The 21,996-nt window shown below is 71.2% G+C and carries 16 protein-coding genes; 4 read left to right on the forward strand and 12 right to left on the reverse strand.

The genetic code is table 11. The features are described from left to right. From ilvN to ACWCSU_RS32435, 4 genes are all read right to left on the reverse strand, one after another. Entirely contained in the window at positions 1-525 is a 525-nt protein-coding gene (gene ilvN, locus ACWCSU_RS32420; protein ID WP_352318972.1) for an acetolactate synthase small subunit, read from the reverse strand. Between the two features lie 9 nt (positions 526-534). Beyond that, positions 535-2,301, reverse strand: a complete 1,767-nt coding sequence (locus ACWCSU_RS32425) for an acetolactate synthase large subunit (protein WP_357697567.1) — start codon at positions 2,299-2,301, stop codon at positions 535-537. A gap of 180 nt (positions 2,302-2,481) precedes the next feature. Next, complete coding sequence (locus ACWCSU_RS32430) at positions 2,482-5,097, reverse strand: putative bifunctional diguanylate cyclase/phosphodiesterase (protein WP_449940040.1); 2,616 nt, start codon at positions 5,095-5,097, stop codon at positions 2,482-2,484. Between the two features lie 235 nt (positions 5,098-5,332). Further along, complete coding sequence (locus ACWCSU_RS32435; protein ID WP_449940042.1) at positions 5,333-6,151, reverse strand: 2-hydroxyacid dehydrogenase; 819 nt, start codon at positions 6,149-6,151, stop codon at positions 5,333-5,335. Between the two features lie 125 nt (positions 6,152-6,276). On the opposite strand from ACWCSU_RS32435, the gene ACWCSU_RS32440 reads away from it, so the two are divergent. Next, complete coding sequence (locus ACWCSU_RS32440; RefSeq protein ID WP_449940044.1) at positions 6,277-7,371, forward strand: PQQ-dependent sugar dehydrogenase; 1,095 nt, start codon at positions 6,277-6,279, stop codon at positions 7,369-7,371. 7 nt (positions 7,372-7,378) lie between these two features. Here ACWCSU_RS32440 and ACWCSU_RS32445 read toward each other — a convergent pair whose 3' ends face one another. The 3 genes from ACWCSU_RS32445 to ACWCSU_RS32455 form a co-directional block, all read right to left on the reverse strand. Then, positions 7,379-9,265, reverse strand: coding sequence for a VanW family protein (locus ACWCSU_RS32445; protein ID WP_449940046.1), 1,887 nt, complete (start codon positions 9,263-9,265; stop codon positions 7,379-7,381). A gap of 200 nt (positions 9,266-9,465) precedes the next feature. Next, positions 9,466-10,128, reverse strand: coding sequence for a response regulator (locus ACWCSU_RS32450; RefSeq protein WP_449940049.1), 663 nt, complete (start codon positions 10,126-10,128; stop codon positions 9,466-9,468). Beyond that, positions 10,125-11,690, reverse strand: a complete 1,566-nt coding sequence (locus ACWCSU_RS32455) for an ATP-binding protein (protein WP_449940051.1) — start codon at positions 11,688-11,690, stop codon at positions 10,125-10,127. Before ACWCSU_RS32455 ends, ACWCSU_RS32450 begins: the two co-directional genes overlap by 4 nt. A 144-nt stretch (positions 11,691-11,834) precedes the next feature. Between ACWCSU_RS32455 and ACWCSU_RS32460 the strand changes: the two genes are divergently transcribed. The 3 genes from ACWCSU_RS32460 to ACWCSU_RS32470 are packed head-to-tail and all read left to right on the forward strand — an operon-like array spanning position 11,835 to position 14,816. Beyond that, a complete protein-coding gene (locus tag ACWCSU_RS32460; RefSeq protein ID WP_357697557.1) occupies positions 11,835-12,806 on the forward strand; it encodes a tripartite tricarboxylate transporter substrate binding protein in 972 nt (323 codons plus the stop codon). Next, positions 12,806-13,291, forward strand: a complete 486-nt coding sequence (locus tag ACWCSU_RS32465) for a tripartite tricarboxylate transporter TctB family protein (protein WP_397037851.1) — start codon at positions 12,806-12,808, stop codon at positions 13,289-13,291. The genes ACWCSU_RS32460 and ACWCSU_RS32465 overlap by 1 nt, the downstream gene beginning before the upstream one ends. Position 13,292: 1 nt before the next feature. Beyond that, positions 13,293-14,816 (forward strand): tripartite tricarboxylate transporter permease, encoded by a 1,524-nt coding sequence (locus tag ACWCSU_RS32470; protein WP_357697553.1) that lies wholly within the window; start codon positions 13,293-13,295, stop codon positions 14,814-14,816. Between the two features lie 190 nt (positions 14,817-15,006). Here the strand turns inward: ACWCSU_RS32470 and gatB are convergent, their stop codons facing one another. From gatB to ACWCSU_RS32495, 5 genes are all read right to left on the reverse strand, one after another. Further along, positions 15,007-16,494, reverse strand: a complete 1,488-nt coding sequence (gatB, locus tag ACWCSU_RS32475) for an Asp-tRNA(Asn)/Glu-tRNA(Gln) amidotransferase subunit GatB (RefSeq protein WP_449940073.1) — start codon at positions 16,492-16,494, stop codon at positions 15,007-15,009. A 2-nt stretch (positions 16,495-16,496) separates the two neighbouring features. Then, a complete protein-coding gene (gene gatA / locus ACWCSU_RS32480; RefSeq protein ID WP_449940053.1) occupies positions 16,497-17,987 on the reverse strand; it encodes an Asp-tRNA(Asn)/Glu-tRNA(Gln) amidotransferase subunit GatA in 1,491 nt (496 codons plus the stop codon). Beyond that, positions 17,984-18,283 (reverse strand): Asp-tRNA(Asn)/Glu-tRNA(Gln) amidotransferase subunit GatC, encoded by a 300-nt coding sequence (gatC, locus tag ACWCSU_RS32485; RefSeq protein WP_101787882.1) that lies wholly within the window; start codon positions 18,281-18,283, stop codon positions 17,984-17,986. The genes gatA and gatC overlap by 4 nt, the downstream gene beginning before the upstream one ends. Before the next feature lie 97 nt (positions 18,284-18,380). Then, the gene (locus ACWCSU_RS32490; protein ID WP_449940056.1) at positions 18,381-19,826 is read right to left on the reverse strand and encodes an ATP-binding protein; all 1,446 of its coding nucleotides are present in this window, start codon (positions 19,824-19,826) and stop codon (positions 18,381-18,383) included. 69 nt (positions 19,827-19,895) lie between these two features. Then, positions 19,896-21,968, reverse strand: coding sequence for a putative bifunctional diguanylate cyclase/phosphodiesterase (locus ACWCSU_RS32495; protein ID WP_449940059.1), 2,073 nt, complete (start codon positions 21,966-21,968; stop codon positions 19,896-19,898). Between the last annotated feature and the right edge of the window lie 28 nt (positions 21,969-21,996).

Here is a 21,996-nt window from a genome sequence, read left to right on the forward strand (position 1 = left end):
TCAGGCGGTACGGTCCAGTGCCCTGAGGGACCGGTCGGTAATGGAACGGGCGCCGCGGCCGATGGCCACCATGCCCGACTGGACGAGCTCTTTGATCCCGAACGGCTCAAGGACCTTGACGAACGCCTCAAGCTTGTCGGGAGTGCCGGTGACCTCTATGGTCACCGCGTCGGCCGCGACGTCCACGCAGCGCGCGCGGAAAAGATTGACGAGTTCGAGCACATGCGACCGGTTCTCGGCGTCGGCCTTGACCTTGATCAGCATGAGCTCGCGCTGAACGGACTGCGACGGGTCCAGTTCGACGATCTTCAGGACGTTGACCAGCTTGTTGAGCTGCTTGGTGACCTGTTCAAGGGGCAGCTCCTCCACGCTCACCACGATCGTGATGCGCGAGATGTCGTCGTGCTCGGTGGGCCCGACGGCGAGCGAGTCGATGTTGAACCCCCGCCTGCTGAACAGCGCGGAAACACGTGCGAGAACGCCCGGCTTGTTCTCCACGAGCACGGACAGCGTGTGCCTGCTCATCGGTCGCTCCTAGTCATCCTCGTTCTCCCACTTCGGCGCCATGTCCCGGGCGATCTTGATGTCGTCGTTGCTGGTGCCGGCCGCGACCATGGGCCACACCATGGCGTCCTGGTGGACGACGAAGTCGATCACGACCGGCACGTCGTTGATCTCCATGGCCTTCCTGATGGTCGCGTCGACGTCCTCGGCGCGCTCGCATCGCAGGCCCACACAACCATAGGCCTCCGCCAGCTTGACGAAGTCGGGGATGCGACGCGCGGTCTGCAGGTCGGTGTTGGAGTAACGCTCCTCGTAGAAGAGCGTCTGCCACTGGCGGACCATGCCGAGGTTGCCGTTGTTGATGACGGCGATCTTGACCGGCACGCCCTCCAGGGCGCAGGTGGCCAGTTCCTGGTTGGTCATCTGGAAGCAGCCGTCGCCGTCGATGGCCCACACCGTGGCCTCCGGCCGGCCCATCTTGGCGCCCATGGCGGCCGGGACGGCGAAGCCCATCGTGCCGAGACCGCCGGAGTTGATGAACGTCCCGGGGTTCTCGTAGTCGATGAACTGCGCGGCCCACATCTGGTGCTGCCCGACCCCCGACACGTAGTACGCGTCGGGCCCGGCGATGGCGCTCAGCCGCTCCATCACGTACTGGGGGGCCAGCGTGCCGTCCTCGAAGGTCTCGTAGCCCAGCGGGTAGGTCTCCTTGTAGCCGTTCAGGACGGTCCACCAGTCGGTGTAGTCGCCCTTCTGGCCCGAGGCCTGGATCGCGCCGACGAGGTCGCTGATGACCTCCTTGCAGTCGCCCACGATGGGCACGTCGGCGTGCCGGTTCTTGGAGATCTCGGCGGGGTCGATGTCGGCGTGCACGACCTTGGCCTGCGGCGCGAACGAGGACAGGTTGCCGGTCACCCGGTCGTCGAAGCGCACGCCCAGCCCGATGATCAGGTCGGATCTCTGCAGGGCGCCCACGGCCGAGACGCTACCGTGCATGCCCGGCATGCCCATGTGCTGGGGGTGGCTGTCCGGGAACGTGCCCCGCGCCATCAGGGTGGTGACGACCGGGATGCCGGTCAGCTCGGCGAGCTGCAGGAGCTCGGCCGACGCGCCGGCCTTGTGCACGCCGCCGCCGACGTACAGGACGGGCCTGCGCGACTCGGCGATCAGCTTGGCGGCCTCGCGGATCTGCTTGGAGTGCGGCCTGGTGACCGGGCGGTAGCCCGGAAGCTGCATGACAGGCGGCCAGCTGAAGGTGGTCTGGGCCTGCAGGGCGTCCTTGGAGATGTCCACCAGCACCGGGCCGGGACGGCCGGTCGAGGCGATGTGGAACGCCTCCATGATCGTGCGGGGGATGTCCGCCGGATCGGTGATCAGGAAGTTGTGCTTCGTGATCGGCATGGTGATGCCGGAGATGTCGGCTTCCTGGAAGGCGTCCGTGCCGATCATCGGCGCGGCGACCTGGCCGGTGATCGCCACGATCGGCACCGAGTCCATGAAGGCGTCGGCGATGGGCGTCACCAGGTTGGTGGCCCCGGGGCCGCTGGTCGCCATGCACACGCCCACCTTGCCGGTGGCCTGCGCGTAACCCTCGGCCGCGTGGCCGGCGCCCTGCTCGTGCCGTACAAGCACGTGCCGGACCTTGGTCGAGTCGTAGAGGGGATCGTAGGCGGGCAGAATCGCGCCGCCCGGGATCCCGAACACGGTGTCGACTCCCACGTGCTCCAGCGCCCTCACCAGGGCCTGTGCACCTGTCATCCGTTCGGTCATCGGCTCGTTCCTTGCGTGGCTACTCACTTAAGGACATAAAAAATGCCCCGTCCCACCGGCGGAGGTGGGTCTGGGGCGGCGCGCAGGTCGGAGTGCTTCGCTATCGGCCTGCGCGCCGGCGAAGTACTACGAGAATCTCACTGCGAAGCATGGCTTACACCATAGCCGCTCAGAACGCCCCGGTGTCAACTTGGCGGGACACGAGTCTCAAACGGTGAGACTCGTCCGCATCAGGCTGTCCACGCCGCGCGCCGCCATGGGACGTGCCACCAGGAAACCCTGCCCCCTGGTGCAGCCCATCTCGCGCAGCAGCTCCAGCTGCTCCGGCCGCTCGATGCCCTCGGCCACCACGGTGAGCCCGAGGTCGTGGCCGAGCCGCACGATCGTCCGGGTGAGCAGGGTCAGCGTGTCGTCCCTGCCCAGCCCGGACACGAAGGACGGGTCGATCTTGATCATGTCGACCGGGAGCTGCCGGAGGAAGGCGAGGGAGGCGTAGCCGGTGCCGAAGTCGTCGATCGCCAGGCGCACGCCCAGCGCCCGCAGCTCCGAGAGCCGCTTGATGGTCTCCTCGGCGTCCTCGACGAGCATCTCCTCGATCACCTCAAGGGTGAGCGCGGAGGCGGGCAGGCCGCTCTCGGCCAGCGCCTGCTCGACGGTCTCGACGAACCGGGGGGCGGTGATCTGCCGCGCCGACAGGTTGAGCGACAGGCCGATGTCCCAGGACGAGGCCCGCCAGGCGGCCACCTCACGGCACGCCTCGCGCAGGATCCACTCGCTCAGCGGCACGATCAGCCCGGTGTCCTCGGCCGGGCCGAGGAACTGCTCGGGCGGCACGAACACCGAGCCCCGCCACCACCGCACCAGCGCCTCCACCGCGGTCACCCGGGACGTGGCCAGATCGACCACGGGCTGGTACTCGATGGCGAACTGCTGCTCGATGAGCGCCCGCTGCAGGTCGGCGGCCAGCTCCAGGCGGCGCACGACGTCGGCGTGCATCTGCGCGGCGAACACCTCGACCCGGCGGCCGCCCAGTTCCTTGGAACGCGCCATCGCCACATCGGCGTTGCGCATGAGGTCGCCGGCGGGCAGGCCGTCCTCGGTGAAGGCCACGCCCACGCTCGCGGTCAGCGCCACGTCGCGGTCGGCCACCCGGAACGGCTCCTGGGAGACCGCGCGTACCAGGCGCTCGGCCATGTCCACGGCCATCTGCGCGTCGCCGCCGGTCTCCACGAGCACGGCGAACTCGTCGCCGCCCCAGCGGGCCAGCGTGTCGTCGGCGCGGACGGCCCCGCGCAGCCGCCGGGCGGCCTGGCCGAGCAGGTAGTCGCCGCTGGCGTGCCCCACCGAGTCGTTGACCGAGGTGAACCCGTCGAGGTCGAGGAAGATGACCGCGACGTTGCCGGACGTGCGACCCGACAGCACCTCGCGGGTGCGCTCCTCGAAGTAGGCGCGGTTGGGCAGCCCGGTGACGCCGTCGTGGAAGGTGAGGTGGGCGACCTGGTTGCGCAGGGCCTCCTCGTCGCTGACGTCGCGGGTGGTGACGAGCATGAGGTCGTCGCCGCCGATGTGGCGGGTGGCGACGGACTCGGTGGGCCGCCAGGTGCCGTCGGCGGCGCGCACCCGGCAGGCGATCATGCAGGCGCCCGGCGCGGCGCCCTCCTCGTCGGTGGTCATGGCGCGCATCGCGGCCTGGATGCCGGGGACGTCCTCGGGGTGGATGTAGTCGAAGATCGAGCCGCCGACCAGGTCCTCGGGAGGGTAGCCGTAGGTGACCTCGACGCCGGCGCCGATCTGGTGGACCACGCCCTCGTAGTCGCACAGCAGCACCACGTCGCCGGTGCTCTCGGCCAGCTCCCTGAGCTGCCGCTCGCCCAGCGAGACCAGGCCGCGCAGCCGGATGGAGGCCGCCGAGAGCACGAACAGGCGGACGAGCAGGAGCAGCACCACGGAGACCGCGACCACCACGACGCCGGTCACCGGCTGCGCGGCGCGGGAGCCCGCGAGGTGGGCCAGCAGCGTGCAGGCGGCCACGGCGACGAGCGCGAGCGGCATCATCGCGACCACGTTGCGCACGACCGGACCGCCCACCGGCCGCGCCCGCGGCCCCCAGGGCACGGCGGCCAGCAGCAGCAGCGCCACGGGCACGAGCATGACGGTCGTCATGGGCGGCTGCTCGCCGGACAGACGGGCCATGGCGGCCGACAGCCCGCCCACGGTCATGGTGGCGAGCACGCCCACCCCGGCCAGGCCGAGCAGCCAGGAGCCCGCCCTGCTGTTGAGCACCGAGGGGATCACCCCGCAGGTGACGAGCAACGCGATCATCGGCGGCACCATGGCGAACGTGAACGTGGGCGCGTCGCCCGTGTCCTCGTAGTAGTGGCGCAGCGCGACCACCCAGCCGATGAGGAAGAGCGAGGCCGCGCACAGGTACGCGTCCGTGAGATGCCTCAGCACGACCTTGGCCGGGAACCTGCGGTCGGCGGCGATCAGTGCGCCGCCCGCGATGATCACGGTGCCGACCAGGACGAACAGGTCGGCGAAGCCGACGACGAAGCTCGTGGCGACCGAGCGCAGCGCCACACCCGCGGCCCACACGACCGCGCCGCCGCCCATCCAGCGCGCGGCCATCGCCGTCGAGCGGTGTTCGGCCGACCTGAGCGAGACCCCCAGCAGCGAGGCGGCGGCGACGAGGGCCGCCACGCCTCCGGCCACGGCCCCGGTCAGCAGGGCCGGCCCGCCCGCGAGGAGCGCGGCGGCGAACGCCACCACTCCTGCCGCCCCTGCGGCGGCCAGCGGCGCCCGTGGATCACGCCAGCGGATCACAGTCGTTGCCCATCCTGTCTTGAACCCTGCACCAGTGTCCGCCGAAGCCCGGCGGGCACATCGCCAGTGTGTGCGGTCGCGGATGCGCGGGTGGTGACAACGCCGATGTCGTCACCGATCTGATAACCACACAGACCAATTTCCGCCAAGAGTTCCTTGACAGCGAGTCAGGAACTCCCTGCAGACGCCACCGTACGCACGAAAGGTCACGGCCCAGCCACGTTCCGGAATCCTCTCAATACGAGTCGGTAATGACGTTGATCAACTCTTCACCTGCGAGGAAACGGCCGAGCTGCTCGCGGATCAGCCGGAGCGTGCGTCGCACGGAGGCGGGGGTGCTGCCCGCGATGTGCGGTGTGATCAGCACGCCCGGCGCGTTCCAGAGGGGGTGGCCCTCGGGCAGCGGCTCGGGCGCGGTGACGTCGAGCGCGGCGCGTAGCCTACCGGTTTTGAGCTCGGCGATCAGGGCTTCGGTGTCGACCACGCCGCCCCTGGCGGCGTTGACCAGGACGGCGCCGTCCTTCATGCGGGCCAGGAAGGCGCCGTCGACCATGCCGGCGGTGTCGGCCGTGGCGGGCACGAGCAGGACCACGACGTCGGCCGCCGGCAGCAGCGCGGGCAGCTCCTCCATGGCGTGCACGCCCTCGCGCGCGCTCCTGGCCACCCGGACGACCTCGACCTCGAAGCCGCTCAGCCGCCGCTCGACCGCCGCGCCGATGGAACCGTGGCCGACGATGAGCACGGTGGAGTCGGCGAGCACGCCGGTGTGGTGGTAGATCCACTCACCTCTGCGCTGGGCGTCGGTGAACCCGGGGAACTCCCTGAGCACCGCGATCATCGCGCCGACCGCCCACTCGGCGGTGCCGGCGTCGTGCACGCCGCGGGCGTTGCACAGCACCACGCCCTCGGGCAGGTGCGGCCGGTACGGCTCCACCCCCGCAGTGACGGTCTGCACCAGCCGCAGCGAGCGCATCCGCGCCAGCGTCTCCGCCACGCCGGGCACCACGACCAGCGGCGGGATCCAGACCTCGACGTCCTCGATGCCGTCCGGCATGGACGAACCATCGTAAACAGCGCACTCAACGCCCGGCAGGTCAGACAGGACGTCCGCCGCCGCTTCGGACGGAACCCAGATCTTCATGCCGAGAACCTTACGACCCGCGGGGAAGTATGGAACACATGAGGAAGCTCTGGACGATCGTGCTCCTGGCCGCGCTCACCGCCTGCTCCGGCGACGGTGAGACGCGCCCTGCGGCCTCCGTCCCCACCCCCGCCGTCACCTCCGTCGCGACCGCTCCCACCGCCTCCGTGCCGGCGGCCGTGGCGCCCGGCACGCCCAAGGACGTGGCGACCGGCCTGGCCGTGCCGTGGGCGATCGCCTTCCTGCCCGGCGGCGACGCCCTGGTCACCGAGCGCGACACGGCCAGGCTGCTGCGCGTCACCCCCGCGGGCAAGGTCACCGAGGTCGGCCGGATCGCCGGCGCGCGGCCCGACGGCGAGGGCGGCCTGCTGGGCGTGGCGGTCAAGGACCGGCAGGTCTTCCTGTACTACACGGCCGAGCAGGACAACCGGATCGTCCGCTACCGGCTCGGCGACGACGGTCTCCGCGACGAGCAGGTCATCGTGCAGGGCATCCCGAAGGGCGGCATCCACAACGGCGGCCGGCTCGCCTTCGGCCCCGACGGCTACCTGTACGCCACCACCGGCGAGACCGGCGACCGCGAGCTGGCCCAGCGGCGCGACTCGCTCGGCGGCAAGATCCTGCGCATGACCGCGGACGGCGCCCCCGCCCCCGGCAACCCGTTCGGCACGCTCGTCTACAGCTACGGCCACCGCAACGTCCAGGGCCTGGCCTGGGACACCGCGGGCCGCCTGTACGCCTCGGAGTTCGGCGCGAACACCTACGACGAGATCAACCTGGTCCGGCCGGGCGCCAACTACGGCTGGCCGGAGGTCGAGGGCAAGGGGAACGACGCCCGCTTCGTCAACCCCATCCTCACCTGGTCCACCGGCGAGGCGTCGCCGTCCGGGATGGCGTACGCGGACGGCGCGCTGTGGGTGGGCACGCTGCGCGGCCAGCGGCTGTGGCAGGTGCCGCTGGGCCGGGACGGCTCGCCGGGCACGCCCGTGGCCCGCCTGACCGGCCGCTACGGCAGGCTGCGCGCGGTCACCGCGGCCCCCGGCGGCGCCCTGTGGGTGAGCACCAGCAACAAGGACGGCCGCGGCTCACCGCGTCCGGGGGACGACCGGATCATCTCGGTCCCCCTGTCCTAGCCAGGTCCTAGCCGGGCGCGCCGCAGGTGAGCGCGGTCTGCGGCCGGTACTTGGTGACCAGCTTCTTGTCCTTCTTGACGACCTCGCCGTCCTTGTAGAACACGCGGGTGACGTCGATCGTGAACCCCTGCTGGCCCATGGCGGCCACGCAGCCCGCCTCGCCGCTGGTCGCCCGTCCGAACGGCTTGAAGTCGCGCCGCTCGGACTCGACCGCCTCGATCTTGTCGTACCGCTTGGTGCTCCACAGGGAGACGGTGACCGTCGTGGGGGTGGTCGTGGTCTTGATCAGCACGCCGTACTCGGAGTCGTTGCGCCACTTGAGGTCGCGGTCGGGGTAGAGCAGCGCCACGTCGCGCCCGGCGGGGTAGGAGGGCGCGTAGTAGTCCATGGGCTCGCGCTCGACCAGGTCGAAGCCGCCGAGGAAGGCCGCGTTGTACATGGTGGTGGCGAACTGGGAGACGCCGCCGCCGACGATGTCCACCATCCGGCCCCCGACGATCTGGCCGGCCTGGACGTAGCCGTCCTCGACCGTGCGCTCGCCGGTCGCCTCGTTGAGCGAGAACGTCTCCCCCGGCTTGACCAGCCTGCCGTCGAGCTCCTGGGCCATGCGCCGGATGTTGGTGACGCGCGGCGGGCAGCAGTCGAACGTCGTGCTGAACGTGCCGACGTTCTCCTTGATGCCGAGGCCGCGGATCTGGCCGGTGGTGACCTCCGGGGTGACCACGCCGAGCTTGACCTCCACGGTCCGCGGGCCGTCCGAGCCGAACAGCTTCTCGATGTCCCGGGCCAGCAGCTTGGCGTTCACGCCCCTGCCCTTGCGCGCGGGCACCAGCACCGGCTTGTCGCCGACGATCTGGTACGTGGCGTCGCGCGGCTGCTGCGTGGCGTCCACGAGGCTGTTCTCCACCGGCGCGAGCGCGGCCTCGGCGTCGAACTCGGGGACGAGCGCGCCGTCGTCGCCGGGCGCGTAGGACAGGTGGGCGGCGATCATCGCCGGGGTGAGCTGGGCCTGCTTGCCGGCGAGGGTCAGCGTGACGGGCGCGGAGACGGCCTTCCTGGCCTCGGCCAGGGCCGACTCGACGGACTCCGCCGAGGTGGCGGGCCTGGCCGGGCGCATGGTGAGCACCACCGCGCCGCCGCCGCGCAGGAACGCCTCGCCGATCCGGCGCACGGCGTCGTCCCGGTCGAGGAGCACGCCGTCCTCGGGCATGCGGGCCTTCGGCACCAGCCCGGAGAAGACCACCTTGCCCTCGCGGGGCTGCTTGTCCACGCCTTCGGCCAGGCCCTCGACGGTCCTGGTGAGCTGCGAGGTGTCGATGGTCAGCTTGGGCGGGACGTCGGTCGTGCCGGTCAGACCGCGCCAGACCTCGACCGGGCCGGGGAAGCCGCTGGGGGCCTGCCCGATGGTGCCGACCACGTCGAGTTCGAGCCCGGCCTCGTCGGGCTGGATGGTGTCCTTCTTGGCGCCGGCCTGCACGGTGACCGGCCGGCTGAGCCTGGCGCCCAGCTCTGTGCGCAGCTTGTCGGCCGCCTGGGTGACGGTCAGGCCGCCGATGTCCACGCCGCCGACGCGGGTGCCGCGCAGCACGGCCCCCGACATCATCACGGCCGGCACCACGTACGCCAGCGCGGCCAGGACGAGCACCAGCACGAGCAGGCCGGGCAGCAGACGGCGCCGGCGGGCGGGCTCGGGCTCGAAGGAGGACGGCCGGTCGCCGCCGCTCCCCCCGAACACGGGGGCGGACGCGGCGGAGTCCTTGTCCTTCATCGGCCACGGCTGCGCGGGCGGCGCCTTGGGTGGCAGCGCGCCGCCGGTCTGACCGCCGGGCGCGCTCGGTCCTGGGGCCGGCCGGGGCTCCTGCTGGTCCTGCGGGCCGAAGATGTCACGGGACACGCCCGGAGGTAATCCTTCGATCCGCGGCTTCTTGGAGACACCCGACGTGGGCAGAGGCACCGAGGCGAACGGGTCGGTCGGTGATTCGATCGGTCCGGCGTTTCGCACGCCTCAATCTCCTCCCGGTCCGCAGCCAAGTCTCAGGCAACAGTAAGGCACGAGTATCCGACTATGTCACGAGAAACGAATACGGAAGTGTGTCAACCTAGCCACCGGTAGCGATGTTCCGGCCGTCCCGCGGTGCCGTACCTGGGATGCAGCTCGGCCCGGCCCGAGGCGCACAGGTGCTCCAGGTACCGTCGCGCGCTCACCCTCGACAGGCCCGTGAGCTCGGCCGTCTCGGCCGCCGACAGGTCCCCTCCGGCCTCGCGCAGCGCCCCTTCCACCAGCGCGCAGGTGGCCGGCGACAGGCCCTTGGGCACCGGGACGGCCTGCCGGGGCGCGCCGAAGAGCCGGTCCACGTCGTCCTGGCGGGCCTGGGGGCCGATGGCGGTGAGCCGTCTGCGGGTGTCGGCGTACTGGCGGAGGCGTTCGGTGAGCGCGGCGGCGGCGAACGGCTTGATCAGGTAGTTGACCGCGCCGCCGCGCATGGCCTCCCTGACCGTGGCCACGTCGCGGGCCGCGCTGATCATCAGGACGTCCACGTCGGTGAGGGACTTGAGCACCTCCAGGCCGGACATGTCGGGCAGGTAGATGTCGAGCAGGACCAGGTCGGGCCGGAGCTCGGCCACGGCGGCCAGCGCGTCGGCCCCGCCGTGCGCCACCGCGACGACCTCGAAGCCGGGGACGCGCGAGACGTACCCGCTGTGGATGCGGGCGACCATGAAGTCGTCGTCCACCACCAGGACCCGTACCGCGTTCACGCGCGGGCCTCGGCGGGCAGCAGGGCGGTGAAGACGGCGCCTCCCGCGTTGCGCACCCGGACCCAGCCGCCCCGGCGCAGGCACGCCTGCCGGGTCAGGGCCAGGCCCAGGCCGCGCGGCCCCGAGTGCGCGGCCTTCGTCGTGAAGCCCTCCCTGAAGACCTCCTCCACCAGCTCGGGGGTGATGCCGGGGCCGGAGTCGCCGACCCGGACGTGCAGGCCCTCGCCGTCGGCCACGACCGACACCTCGATCGTCCCGCCCGCGCCGTCGAGGGCGTCGATCGCGTTGGCGACCAGGTTCCCGACCACCAGGACGGCGTCCTGCGGGTCTCCGAGCGCGCCCTCGGGCACGGCGGAGTCCTCCGACAGCACCAGCCGGGCCCCGCGTTCGGCCGCCTCCGCCGACTTGGCCAGCAGCAGCGCGGCCAGCGTGGGGTCCTGGACGCGTTCGCGCAGGCCGGTGGCGTACGCGCCGGCCGTGGTGCGGGTGATGAAGCCGATCGCGGCCTCGTGCTCGCCGAGCTCCAGCAGGCCGACGACCGTGTGCATGCGGTTGGCGAACTCGTGGGCCTGGGCGCGCAGGGCCTCGGTCGCGCTGCTGCTGTCGTCCAGCTCGCGGGCCAGGCGGACCAGCTCGGTGCGGTCGCGCAGGGTGACGACCCAGCCCCGGTGGCGGCCGCGTACGGCGACCGGGGTCCTGTTGAGCACCAGCACGCGGTCGCCGTGCAGCACCACGCGGTCCTCGCCCGGGTCGGCGCCGGTCAGCACGTCGCGCATGCGCTCGGAGACCGGCATGCTCGTCACGTCGGCCCCCAGGTCGCCGAGCAGGTCGCGGGCCGCGTCGTTGACCAGCGTGACGCGTCCGGCCAGGTCGAGGGCGAGCACGCCCTCCTTCACGCCGTGCAGCACGCCCTCGCGCTGCTCCAGCAGTTCGGCGATCTCGCGCGGCTCCAGCCCGAACGTCTGCCTGCGCACCCGGGCGGTGATCAGCGCGGCCAGCGCCAGACCGGCCAGCAGCACGGCCAGCGCCGTCCAGATCAGCGGCGGCAGCGCGCCGCCGAGCTGTCCGGTGACCGTGGTCTGGAGCACGCCGACCGAGACCAGGCCGATGACGTTGCCGTATTCGTCGCGGATGGGGGTCTTGCCCCTGACCGTGGTGCCGATCGTGCCGGTCTCGGTGCCCACCCAACTCCGTCCCGTACGCAGGACCGCGGTGCCGTCAGTGGACAGCCGTTTGCCGATCAGGGCGGCGTTGGGATGGGCGTAGCGCTTCTGGTCGGCGTTGGCGATGGCCACGTAGTCGGCTCCGGTCTCGTGCTGGACGCTGAGCGCCAGCGGTTGCAGCACCGACTCCGGGTTCTCCAGCCTGAAGGCGTCGCGCACCTGCGGAAGGGCGGCCACCGACTGCGCGATGGCCAGGGCGCGCTGCTGGTGCAGCGCGTCGAGCTGCTCCCGCGTGTGCCCGGCCCACACACCGGCCGTGCCGCCGACGGCGAGCAGCACGATCACCATCTGGAGCACGAACAACTGGGTGCCGAGGGGGGCATCGGTAACCCTGCGCACGCCCACATGGAAACAAAGCCAGGTCACGGCCAGGTCGCGACCAATACGACCACTATGACGGCAATCGCCCAAAGCCTCGACCGGACGGGGAACGGGCATCACCATCGCAGCCCTACGACTGTGAGAATCCCCCTTGGAGTGATCATGCGCTTGCGCGTATTCGCCGCCGCCCTGGCGGCACTCTCCGTCACCACCCTGTCCGGCTGCGGCGGGACCGGCGCCTCCGGCGGCGACGCGTCCCTGCGGATCATGGCCCCGGCGGCGGCCGGCGGCGGCTGGGACCAGACCGCCCGCACGGCCGAGCAGGCGCTCAAGACGGCCGACCCCAAGCGCAAGGTCGAGGTCTACAACGTGCCGGGCGCGGGCGGCACGATCGGCCTGGCCCAGCTCGCCGGCGAGAAGGGCAACGGCAACCTGCTGATGACCATGGGCCTGGTCATGGTGGGCGCCATCGAGCAGAACAAGTCGAAGGTCACCCTGGCCGAGACCACGCCCATCGCCAAGCTGACCGAGGAGTACGAGATCGTCGTGGTCCCGGCGGACTCCCCGTTCAAGACGCTGGCCGACATGGTGGCCGCGTGGAAGGCCGACCCGGCGAAGGTCTCCGTGGCGGGCGGCTCGGCGGGCGGCACCGACCACATCGTGGCCGGGCTGATGGCCAAGGCCGCCGGCGTGGACCCCAAGCAGGTCAACTACATCGCGCACTCCGGCGGCGGCGAGGCGCTCAACGCGCTGCTGGGCAGCAAGGTCAGCGCGGGCATCTCGGGCGTCGGCGAGTTCGCCGAGCACGTGAAGTCCGGCAAGCTGCGGGCGCTGGCCGTCAGCAGCGGCTCGCGCGTGGCCGGCCTGGACGCGCCGACCCTGAAGGAGGGCGGCCTGGACGTCGAGCTGGCCAACTGGCGCGGCTTCGTCGCCCCCGGCGGCCTGGACGACGCCGCCAAGAAGTCCCTCACCGACCTGGTCACCAAGATGCACGACTCCCAGCCGTGGAAGGACGCCGTCGCCAAGAACGGCTGGATCGACTCCTTCCAGACCGGGCAGCAGTTCGCCGACTACCTGAAGTCCGAGGAGAGCAAGGTCAAGGGCATCATCGCCGAAATGGGGCTCGTGTCCTGATGGCTCGCTGGTGGCGGCCCGAACTCGGGCTGGCGGTCGTGGTGCTCGCGCTGGGCGTGTTCGTGGTGGTCGGCACGCTCGACGTCTCGGCCGCGGCCTCCCGGCTCGGCCTCGGGCCGCGCTTCTTCCCCATGCTGGTCGGCGGGGCCATGGTGCTGATCGGCGTGTTCTATGTGATCGACGTGCTGCGCGGCGGCGCCGGCGACCCCGAGGAGAGTGAGGACGTGGACGCGGGCGCCCCCACCGACTGGCGCAGCGTCGGGCTGGTCAGCGGCGTCTTCCTGGCCTTCGCCGCGCTCCTGGACGTGCTCGGCTGGGTCATCGGCGCCAGTCTGCTGTTCTTCGGCCTGTCGGTCGTGCTCGGGGCCGAGCACAGGCTGCGGGCCGCCGTGGTGGCCGTGGTGCTCGGCGTGACGACGTACCTGCTGTTCGTCAAGGGGCTCGGCGTCTCGCTGCCGGCCGGGCCGCTCGGCGGGGTGATGTGAGATGGGCTCGATCGACCTCCTGATGGACGGCTTCGCCGCCGCGCTCACCCCCGTCAACCTCCTGTACGCCCTGATCGGCGTCACCCTCGGCACCCTGGTCGGCGTGCTGCCCGGCATCGGGCCCGCGATGACCGTGGCGCTGCTGCTGCCGATCACCTTCACCGTGCCGCCGGCCAGCGCGTTCATCATGTTCGCCGGCATCTACTACGGCGGCATGTACGGCGGCTCGACCACCTCCATCCTGCTCAACACGCCCGGCGAGTCGTCCTCCATGATCACCGCCCTGGAGGGCAACAAGATGGCCAGGCGCGGGCGGGCCGCGCAGGCCCTCGCCACGGCGGCCGTCGGGTCGTTCGTGGCGGGCACGATCGCCACCGCGCTGCTGGTGGTGGCCGCGCCCGCCGTGGTGAGCTTCGCGATCTCGTTCGGCCCCGAGGACTACTTCGCGCTGGCGATCCTGGCCTTCACCGCCGTGTCGTCGGTGTTGTCCCGCTCGATCGTGCGCGGGCTGGCCTCCTTGGGGCTGGGCCTGGTGATCGGGCTGATCGGCATCGACCAGCAGACCGGTCAGGCGCGGCTCACGCTGGGCGTCCCGCAGCTGCTCGACGGCATCGACGTGGTGATCGTCGCGGTGGGCCTGTTCGCGGTCGGCGAGGCCCTGTACGTGGCCTCCCGGCTGCGGCACGCCACCCCCGAGGTGGTGCCCGTGGGCCGGGCGTGGATGGGCCGTGCCGACTGGCGGCGTTCGTGGCTGCCGTGGCTGCGCGGGACCGCGCTCGGGTTCCCGTTCGGCGCGCTGCCCGGCGGGGGCGCGGAGATCCCCACCTTCCTGTCGTACGCGGCCGAGAAGCGCCTGGCCAAGGGCGTGGCCAAGGAGGAGTACGGCAAGGGCGCGATCGAGGGCGTGGCGGGCCCGGAGGCGGCCAACAACGCCTCGGCTGCCGGGACCCTGGTACCGCTGCTCACGCTGGGCCTGCCCACGTCGGCCACGGCCGCCATCCTGCTGGCCGCCTTCCAGCAGTACGGCCTGCAACCCGGCCCGCAGCTCTTCGACCACAACCCGGCCCTGGTGTGGGCGATGATCGCCTCGCTGTTCGTCGGCAACACGATGCTGCTCGTGCTGAACCTGCCGCTGGCTCCCCTGTGGGCGCGCGTCCTGCGCATCCCCCGGCCGTACCTGTACGCCGGGATCGTGCTGTTCGCCGCGCTCGGCGTCTACGCCCTGAACGGCACGGTCGTGGACCTGTTCGTCCTGTACGTCCTCGGGCTGCTCGGGTTCTCCATGCGCCGCTTCGGCCTGCCCGTCGCGCCCGCGGTGATCGGCATGATCCTCGGGCCGATGGCCGAGATCCAGCTCCGCCGCGCGCTCGCCATCGGCGCGGGCGACGTGAGCGTGCTGGTACGCAGCCCGATCGCCGCCGTGCTCCTGGCCCTGGCCCTGCTCGCGCTGCTGACGCCGCTGTTGCGGCGGCTGATGGCACGCCGGGGCGTCGATGCGGTCACACCCGTGTCACGCGAGGACTGACCGGCCCGCCCACCGGGAACGTCGCCCGGTGGTTCTTGGAGCCCGCCTCCCCGAGGCGGGTGGTCATGGGCGCGACCCCTCGGTGGCCCTGTCGATATGTCCGGATCGGCGGGACCACCAGGGGCCCCGCCGATATGCCGGACCTCCTCCGATCGGCGGGACCACCAGGCGGTCCGCCGACCTGTCGGACCTACTCCGAGACGCCCAGCTTCTCCAGGATGAGCTCCCGGGCGCGGGCCGCGTCGGCCTTGCCGCGACTGGCCTTCATCACGCCACCGACCAGCGCACCGGCGGCGGCGATCTTCCCGGAGCGCACCTTCTCGGCCGCGTCCGCGTTGGCGGCCAGCACCTGGTCGATGATCGCCGACAGCTCGCCCTCGTCGTTGACGATCTTCAGGCCGCGCGCCTCGACGACCTCGTCGGGCGTGCCCTCACCGGCCAGTACGCCTTCGAGCACCTCCCGGGCGAGCTTGTCGTTGAGCGCGCCCGAGGCCACCAGCTCGGTGACCCTGGCGATCTGGGCCGGCGTGATGGGCAGCTCGGCCAGCGCGACGCCGCTCTCGTTGGCGCGCCGCGCCAGCTCGCCCATCCACCACTTGCGCGCGTCGGCCGCCGGGGCGCCGGCCGCGACCGTGGCCTCGACCAGGTCGAACGCGTCGGCGTTGTGCATGGCCTGCATGTCGAGGTCGGACACGCCCCACTCGGCCTGCAGCCGCTTGCGCCGGACCGACGGCAGCTCGGGCAGCGCCGCCTTCAGCTCGGCCACCCACGCCGGGTCGGGCTCGATCGGCACCAGGTCGGGCTCCGGGAAGTACCGGTAGTCCTGGGCCTCCTCCTTGGACCGGCCGGACGTGGTGGTGCCGGTGTCCTCGTGGAAGTGCCGCGTCTCCTGGAAGATCTTGCCGCCCTCGGCGAGGACCCCCGCCTGGCGCTCGATCTCGCTGCGCACCGCCCGCTCGACGCTGCGCAGCGAGTTGACGTTCTTGGTCTCGGTGCGGGTGCCCCACTCCGAGGCCCCGCGCGGCATGAGCGAGACGTTGACGTCGCAGCGCAGCGAGCCCTCCTCCATGCGCACGTCGGACACGCCGAGCGAGCGCATGATCTCGCGCAGCTCGGTGACGTACGCCTTGGCCACCTCCGGCGCGAGCCGGTCGGTGCCCGGGATGGGCTTGGTGACGATCTCCACCAGCGGGATGCCGGCGCGGTTGTAGTCGACGATCGAGTAGTCGGCCCCGTGGATGCGGCCGGTCGCGCCGCCCATGTGGGTGGACTTGCCGGTGTCCTCCTCCAGGTGCACCCGCTCGATCTCGATGCGCACGGTCTCGCCGCCGACCTCGACGTCGACGTAGCCGTCGAAGCAGAGCGGCTCGTCGTACTGGGAGATCTGGTAGTTCTTCGGCATGTCCGGATAGAAGTAGTTCTTCCGGGCGAAGCGGCACCACTCGGCGATCGAGCAGTTCAGCGCCAGGCCGATGCGGATCGTCGACTCGATGGCCATGGCGTTGGCCACGGGCAGCGAGCCGGGCAGCGCCAGACAGGTCGGACAGACCTGCGTGTTGGCCGGGGCGCCGAAGGCGGTCTTGCAGCCGCAGAACATCTTCGACTTCGTGCCGAGCTCGACGTGCGTCTCCAGCCCGAGCACCGGCTCGAACCTGTCGAGCGCTTCGTCATAGACCATGGTCATAGCGACGGGGCCTCCTTCAGCAGCGGGCCGCCCCAGCGGCTCTCCAGGGCCTTCTCGACGGCGGCGCCGACGCGGTAGCAACGGTCGTCGGCCAGAACCGGGGCCATGATCTGCAGGCCGACCGGCAGGTTGTCCTCGTCGGCCAGGCCGCACGGCACCGAGATGGCCGCGTTGCCCGCGAGGTTGGACGGGATGGTGCACAGGTCGGCGAGGTACATCGCCATCGGGTCGTCGGTGCGCTCGCCCAGCCGGAACGCCGTGGTCGGCGTCGTCGGCGAGACCAGCACGTCGACCTGCTCGTAGGCCGCCTGGAACTCGCGCGAGATGACCGTGCGCACCTTCTGCGCCTGGCCGTAGTAGGCGTCGTAGTAGCCGCTGGACAGCGCGTACGTGCCCAGCATGATGCGCCGCTTGACCTCGGGGCCGAACCCGGCGGCCCTGGTCAGCGCCATGACCTCCTCGGCACTGCGGGTGCCGTCGTCGCCGACGCGCAGGCCGTAGCGCATGGCGTCGAAGCGGGCCAGGTTGGACGAGCACTCCGACGGCGCGATCAGGTAGTACGCCGGCAGCGCGGTCGTGAACGACGGGCAGGACACCTCGACGACGGTGGCGCCCAGCGACTCGAGCAGCTTGACGGCCTCGTGGTAGCGGGCCAGCACGCCCGGCTGGTAGCCCTCGCCGGCGAACTCCTTGACCACGCCGATGCGCATGCCGGACACGTCGGGGTTCCTGGCCGCCTCGACGACGCTCGGGACCGGCGCGTCGACCGACGTGGAGTCCATCGGGTCGTGCCCGGAGAACGCCTCCTGAAGCAGCGCCGCGTCGAGCACGTTCCGCGCGAACGGCCCCGGCGTGTCGAGCGAGCTCGCGAACGCGATCAGCCCGTAACGGGACGAACCACCGTAGGTCGGCTTCATGCCCACGATGCCCGTGACGGCGGCCGGCTGCCGGATCGAGCCACCGGTGTCGGTGCCCGTGGACAGCGGCGCCTCGTACGCGGCGACGGCCGCGCTGGACCCGCCGGACGAGCCGCCCGGGATCCTGTCCAGGTCCCAAGGGTTGTGGGTCGGGTGGTAGGCGGAGTTCTCCGTGGAGGAGCCCATGGCGAACTCGTCGAGGTTCGTCTTGCCGAGGATGACCAGCCCGGCCTCGCGCAGACGCGCGGTCACGGTCGCGTCGTACGGCGGCCGCCATCCTTCGAGGATCTTGGACCCGGCCGTGGTCGGCATGTCGCGGGTGGCGAAGATGTCCTTGTGCGCGACGGGCACCCCGGCCAGCGGCCCGAGCTTCTCGCCCGCACGCAGCCGGGCGTCGACCGCCCGCGCCTGCTCAAGGGTGGTCTCCCGGTCGACGTGCAGGAACGCCTGGACCTTGGGCTCCACCTCGGCCATGCGGTCGAGGTGCGCCTCGGCCACCTCGGCGGCCGACACGTCACCCGCGGCGATCATCGCGCCCAGCTCGGCGGCGGTCTTGCGGATCAGACTCATGCCTCCTCCCCGAGGATGCGCGGCACACGGAAGCGGTCGTCCTCGACGGCGGGAGCGCCGGAAAGGGCCTGCTCGGGCGTCAGGGACTGTCGCACCTCGTCGGCACGGAAGACATTGGTCAGCGGAAGCGCGTGCGACGAAGGCGGCACGTCCTCGGCAGCGACCTCGGCCACCTTCGCGACCGACTCGATGATGGCATCGAGCTGGGTGGCGTAGTGGTCGAGCTCGTCGTCGGTGAGCGCCAGCCTGGACAACCGGGCCAGGTGGGCGACCTCGTCGCGGGTTATGGCGGACATGAGTCGTTGAACCCGTTTCGTGGATGGAGTTTGGGACACTGCCATCCTAGGGGGCTTGACGCCGCAGGCCCGAACCCTTAACCCGCCGGAAACACACTCACCCGTAGAGCTCCTTCAGGCCGATCGCCAGCACGTCGCTCTCCTGGGCCAGTGCGGGGTCGAATCCGGCTCCGCTGTAGCAGACCAGCTTGGCGTCCCGCACGTCGAACCCCTTGGCGTCGAGCAGGTCTCGTGCCCTCCTGAGCCGGGCGACGTGCCGGGGCCCCATGACCTTGCCCCATTTCACCTCGCCCAGCGACAACACCCGCTTGCGCTCGCCGCGCATCGCGGGTGCGAAAACCGCGACGTCGATCTGGATCTGCTCGTGCCGTACGGGATCGACGACGGTTCCCGCGCCGATCTCGCCGGGCGATTCGCCGAAGACCTCGGGTTCCAGCGCGACGAACTGACGGCACATCTCCTCGAAGTGCGGGCCGAGCACCTGATCGCTGAAACCGGCCCGGCCGTCCTGCCACACGAACTTGGCCCGGCCGCTCTCCAGCGGCCCCCACTGGGGTCGCATCACGACCTCGTAGAAGTGGATGAGCGGCTCGCACACGCGGTAGACCGACCGTGAGGAGCGGAAGACGTCCACCTCTCTGCGAAGCAGGTTGCTGTCCTCCAGCACGTTGAGGTGATGGCCGATATCGGACGCCTTGCGCCCCACATAGCTCGCGATGCCGCCCCGGGTGCCGTTCCCGGTGGCCACGGCCGCCAGCACGGACTTGTACATGGCGGTGTCCCGCACCTCCGCCTCCTCTTCGAGGAGATAGCGGGCTTCCTTGAAGAGCGGGGTCAAGGGCGAGAGCACCGTGCGCTGCACCCAGGCGTCGAAGTCCTCCAGGCCGTCCGGCCTGTCGTCGTTGGCCAGGGGCAGGTATGCGGGGGTCCCCCCGGCGATCGCGTGCACCTTCACGGCCAATTGCGGATCGGTGATCCCCCAGTACCGTGCGGCGAGGCGGTAGTCGAACGGCCGGACCGCGAGTTCCATGGAAGCCCGCCCCCTCAACGGCGCGTTGCCTGCCAGGAGCCGGCCCATCACGGACATCGCCGAGCCGCACAACAGCAGGGACGCCGGCACTTCGTCGAAGACCGCCCGGTCAATGGCCTGCTGGATGATCGAGGGCAGGGCCGGCGACGCCTTGCTGAGGTAGGGGAACTCGTCGATCACCATGAGAGCGCGGCGCTCGGCGCTGACGGCGAAGAGCTGGCCGATCGCCTCGTCCCAGGTCGTGAAACGGAACGGCGCCGAAGCCCCGACGTACCGGGCCAGAGCGGCGGCGAAGAGGTTCAGCGACTCCGTCGGGGTGCCCTCTGTCGCGCCGAAATAGAAGCCGCCCGTGTTGCGCGCGAGCGACTCGACCAGGAACGTCTTTCCCTGGCGGCGCCTGCCGCTGACGACGCCGAGCCGTGGCCGTGGCCTGGGGGCGGAACGCTCGACGAAGGCGGACAGGGCCTCCCACTCGGAGTCGCGCGCAAAGATCCGTTCAGGCTTCGGGATCAAGTCGCCTCCAGAGACATCGAAGTGTACTTCGACGAAGTGTACTTCGACGAAGGAGGCTTCTGTAATCGCCTAAGCCGTCTGGGTGACCTCTGGCTGGTAGCCGTACTCGATGCCGGGCGCCGGGGTGAAGCGGTCCACGAGCCAGGCGGTGGCCTCGGCGGCCGGCATGGGCTGGCAGAACAGCCAGCCCTGGCCCAGGTCGCAGCCCATCTCGGCCAGGCGCACGGCGACCGCGTCGCACTCCACGCCCTCGGCCACCGAGCGCAGGCCGAGCGAGCGCACCAGGTCGACGATCGAGCGGACGATGCGGTGGTCGTCCTCGGAGTCGGCGATGCGGCGGACGAACGAGGCGTCGATCTTGACCTCGGAGACCGCCAGGCGCTGGAGCCTGATCAGCGAGGAGTAGCCGGTGCCGAAGTCGTCGAGGGACAGCGGCACGCCGAGCGCGGCCAGCGCCTTGATGGTCTCCTGGGTGTAGGCCTGGTCGCCGGTCAGGATGCGTTCGGTGACCTCCAGCTGGATGGCGGCGGGCGGCAGGCCGTAGCGGGTCAGGCCCACCTCCAACTGCTCGGGCAGCGCCGCGTCGAGCAGGTCGCGGGCGGAGATGTTGACCGAGATCTGCACCTGCAGGCCGGTGTGCCACCAGCGGGCGGCCTGCTCCAGCGCGGATTCGATGACGTATTCGGTGAGCTGCCGCATCAGGTACGTCTGCTCGGCCAGCGGGACGAAGTCCGACGGCGGGATCGGCCCGTGCACCGGATGGCGCCAGCGCAGCAGGGCCTCCACCCCGGTCACCGCGCCGCCGGTCAGGCCGACCTTGGGCTGGTAGTGCAGTTGCAGCTCGCGGTTGTCGATGGCGCGGCGCAGGTCGCCCAGCAGGTTGAGCCGTTCGGGCGAGTTGCGGTCTTTGTCGGGCTGGTAGAGCTCGACCCCGGTACGCCCCTCCTTGGCCAGGTACATGGCCACGTCGGCGCGTTGCAGCAGCAGCTCGAAGTCGGGGGCGTGGTCGGGATAGAGCGCGATGCCGACCGAGCCGTCGAGGTCGAAGCTCATGCCCTCCAGACGTACGGGCTCGGTCAGGGCGGCCCGCAGCCTGGCGGCCACCTCCCTGGCGGCGTTGGCGTCCCTGATCGAGGGCAGCAGCACGGCGAACTCGTCGCCGCCGAGCCTGGCCACCACGTCGCCCGGACGTACGGAATGGGTGAGCCGGTGGGCCACCATCTGGAGCAGGCGGTCGCCCACCGGATGGCCCATCGTGTCGTTGACCTCCTTGAACCGGTCGAGGTCGAGGAGGAACAGGCCGACCCGCTCGTCCTGGCGGGACTCGGCCAGCGCCTCCTCCGTGCTGACGATGAGCATCTTGCGGTTGGGCAGGCCGGTCAGCTCGTCGTGCATGGCCTGGTGGTCGCGGCGCATGGAGAGCGTGGCGGTGAAGTAGACGGCGGCGAGGGGGGCGACGAAGAGCGGCACGAGAGCGGGCGAATGGTCCATCACCACGACGACCAGCGGCGCCAGGCCCAGCAACGCCGTGTAGACGAGCCCCTGCGGCCCGGCGGTGACCCGCAGCACGCGGACGATCGAGCGCCGCTCGTGCAGCGCGACCGCCCCGGACACGAGCGCGGCCCTGGTGACGAAGTAGGCCACCCCGGCCAGCACGATCGCCGGCAGGTCGGCCCCCCTGGGCACCCACGGCACGGCCGGGCCCGGCACGACGCCGAACAGCCCGAGCACCACGGCGGCGGCGGTGAGCGCGAGGGTGGACTGGGCGACGTTGAACATGACCCGGTGCCACGCCTTGCGCGTCACGACGCCGTTCATGGCGATGGCGACGGCCTGCATGAGCACGGCGGTGGACAGCCCGAAGTGCAGCAGCACCGCGAAGGTGAACATGGTCGACGGGTACGTGCCGCCGACCGCGGTCGCCGAGGACACCATGACGGGCCGCAGCTCGCCCAGCACCACCAGAACCGCCAGCACCCAGAACAGCGGTGTACGGGCGAGCTCCGCCAGCGCGACCGGATCGAGCCGGAGCAGCGCCACGACCAGCGCGGTGAAGCCGATCACGGTGATGCCCGCGAGGAACGCCCAGAGCGGCGTGCCGACGCGTGGTCCGGTGTCACGGGTGTCGGTTGGGTCAGTCATCGGTAACAGAACCCCCATTAGGTCACTA

This window comes from Nonomuraea sp. NPDC001699, from assembly GCF_053596455.1.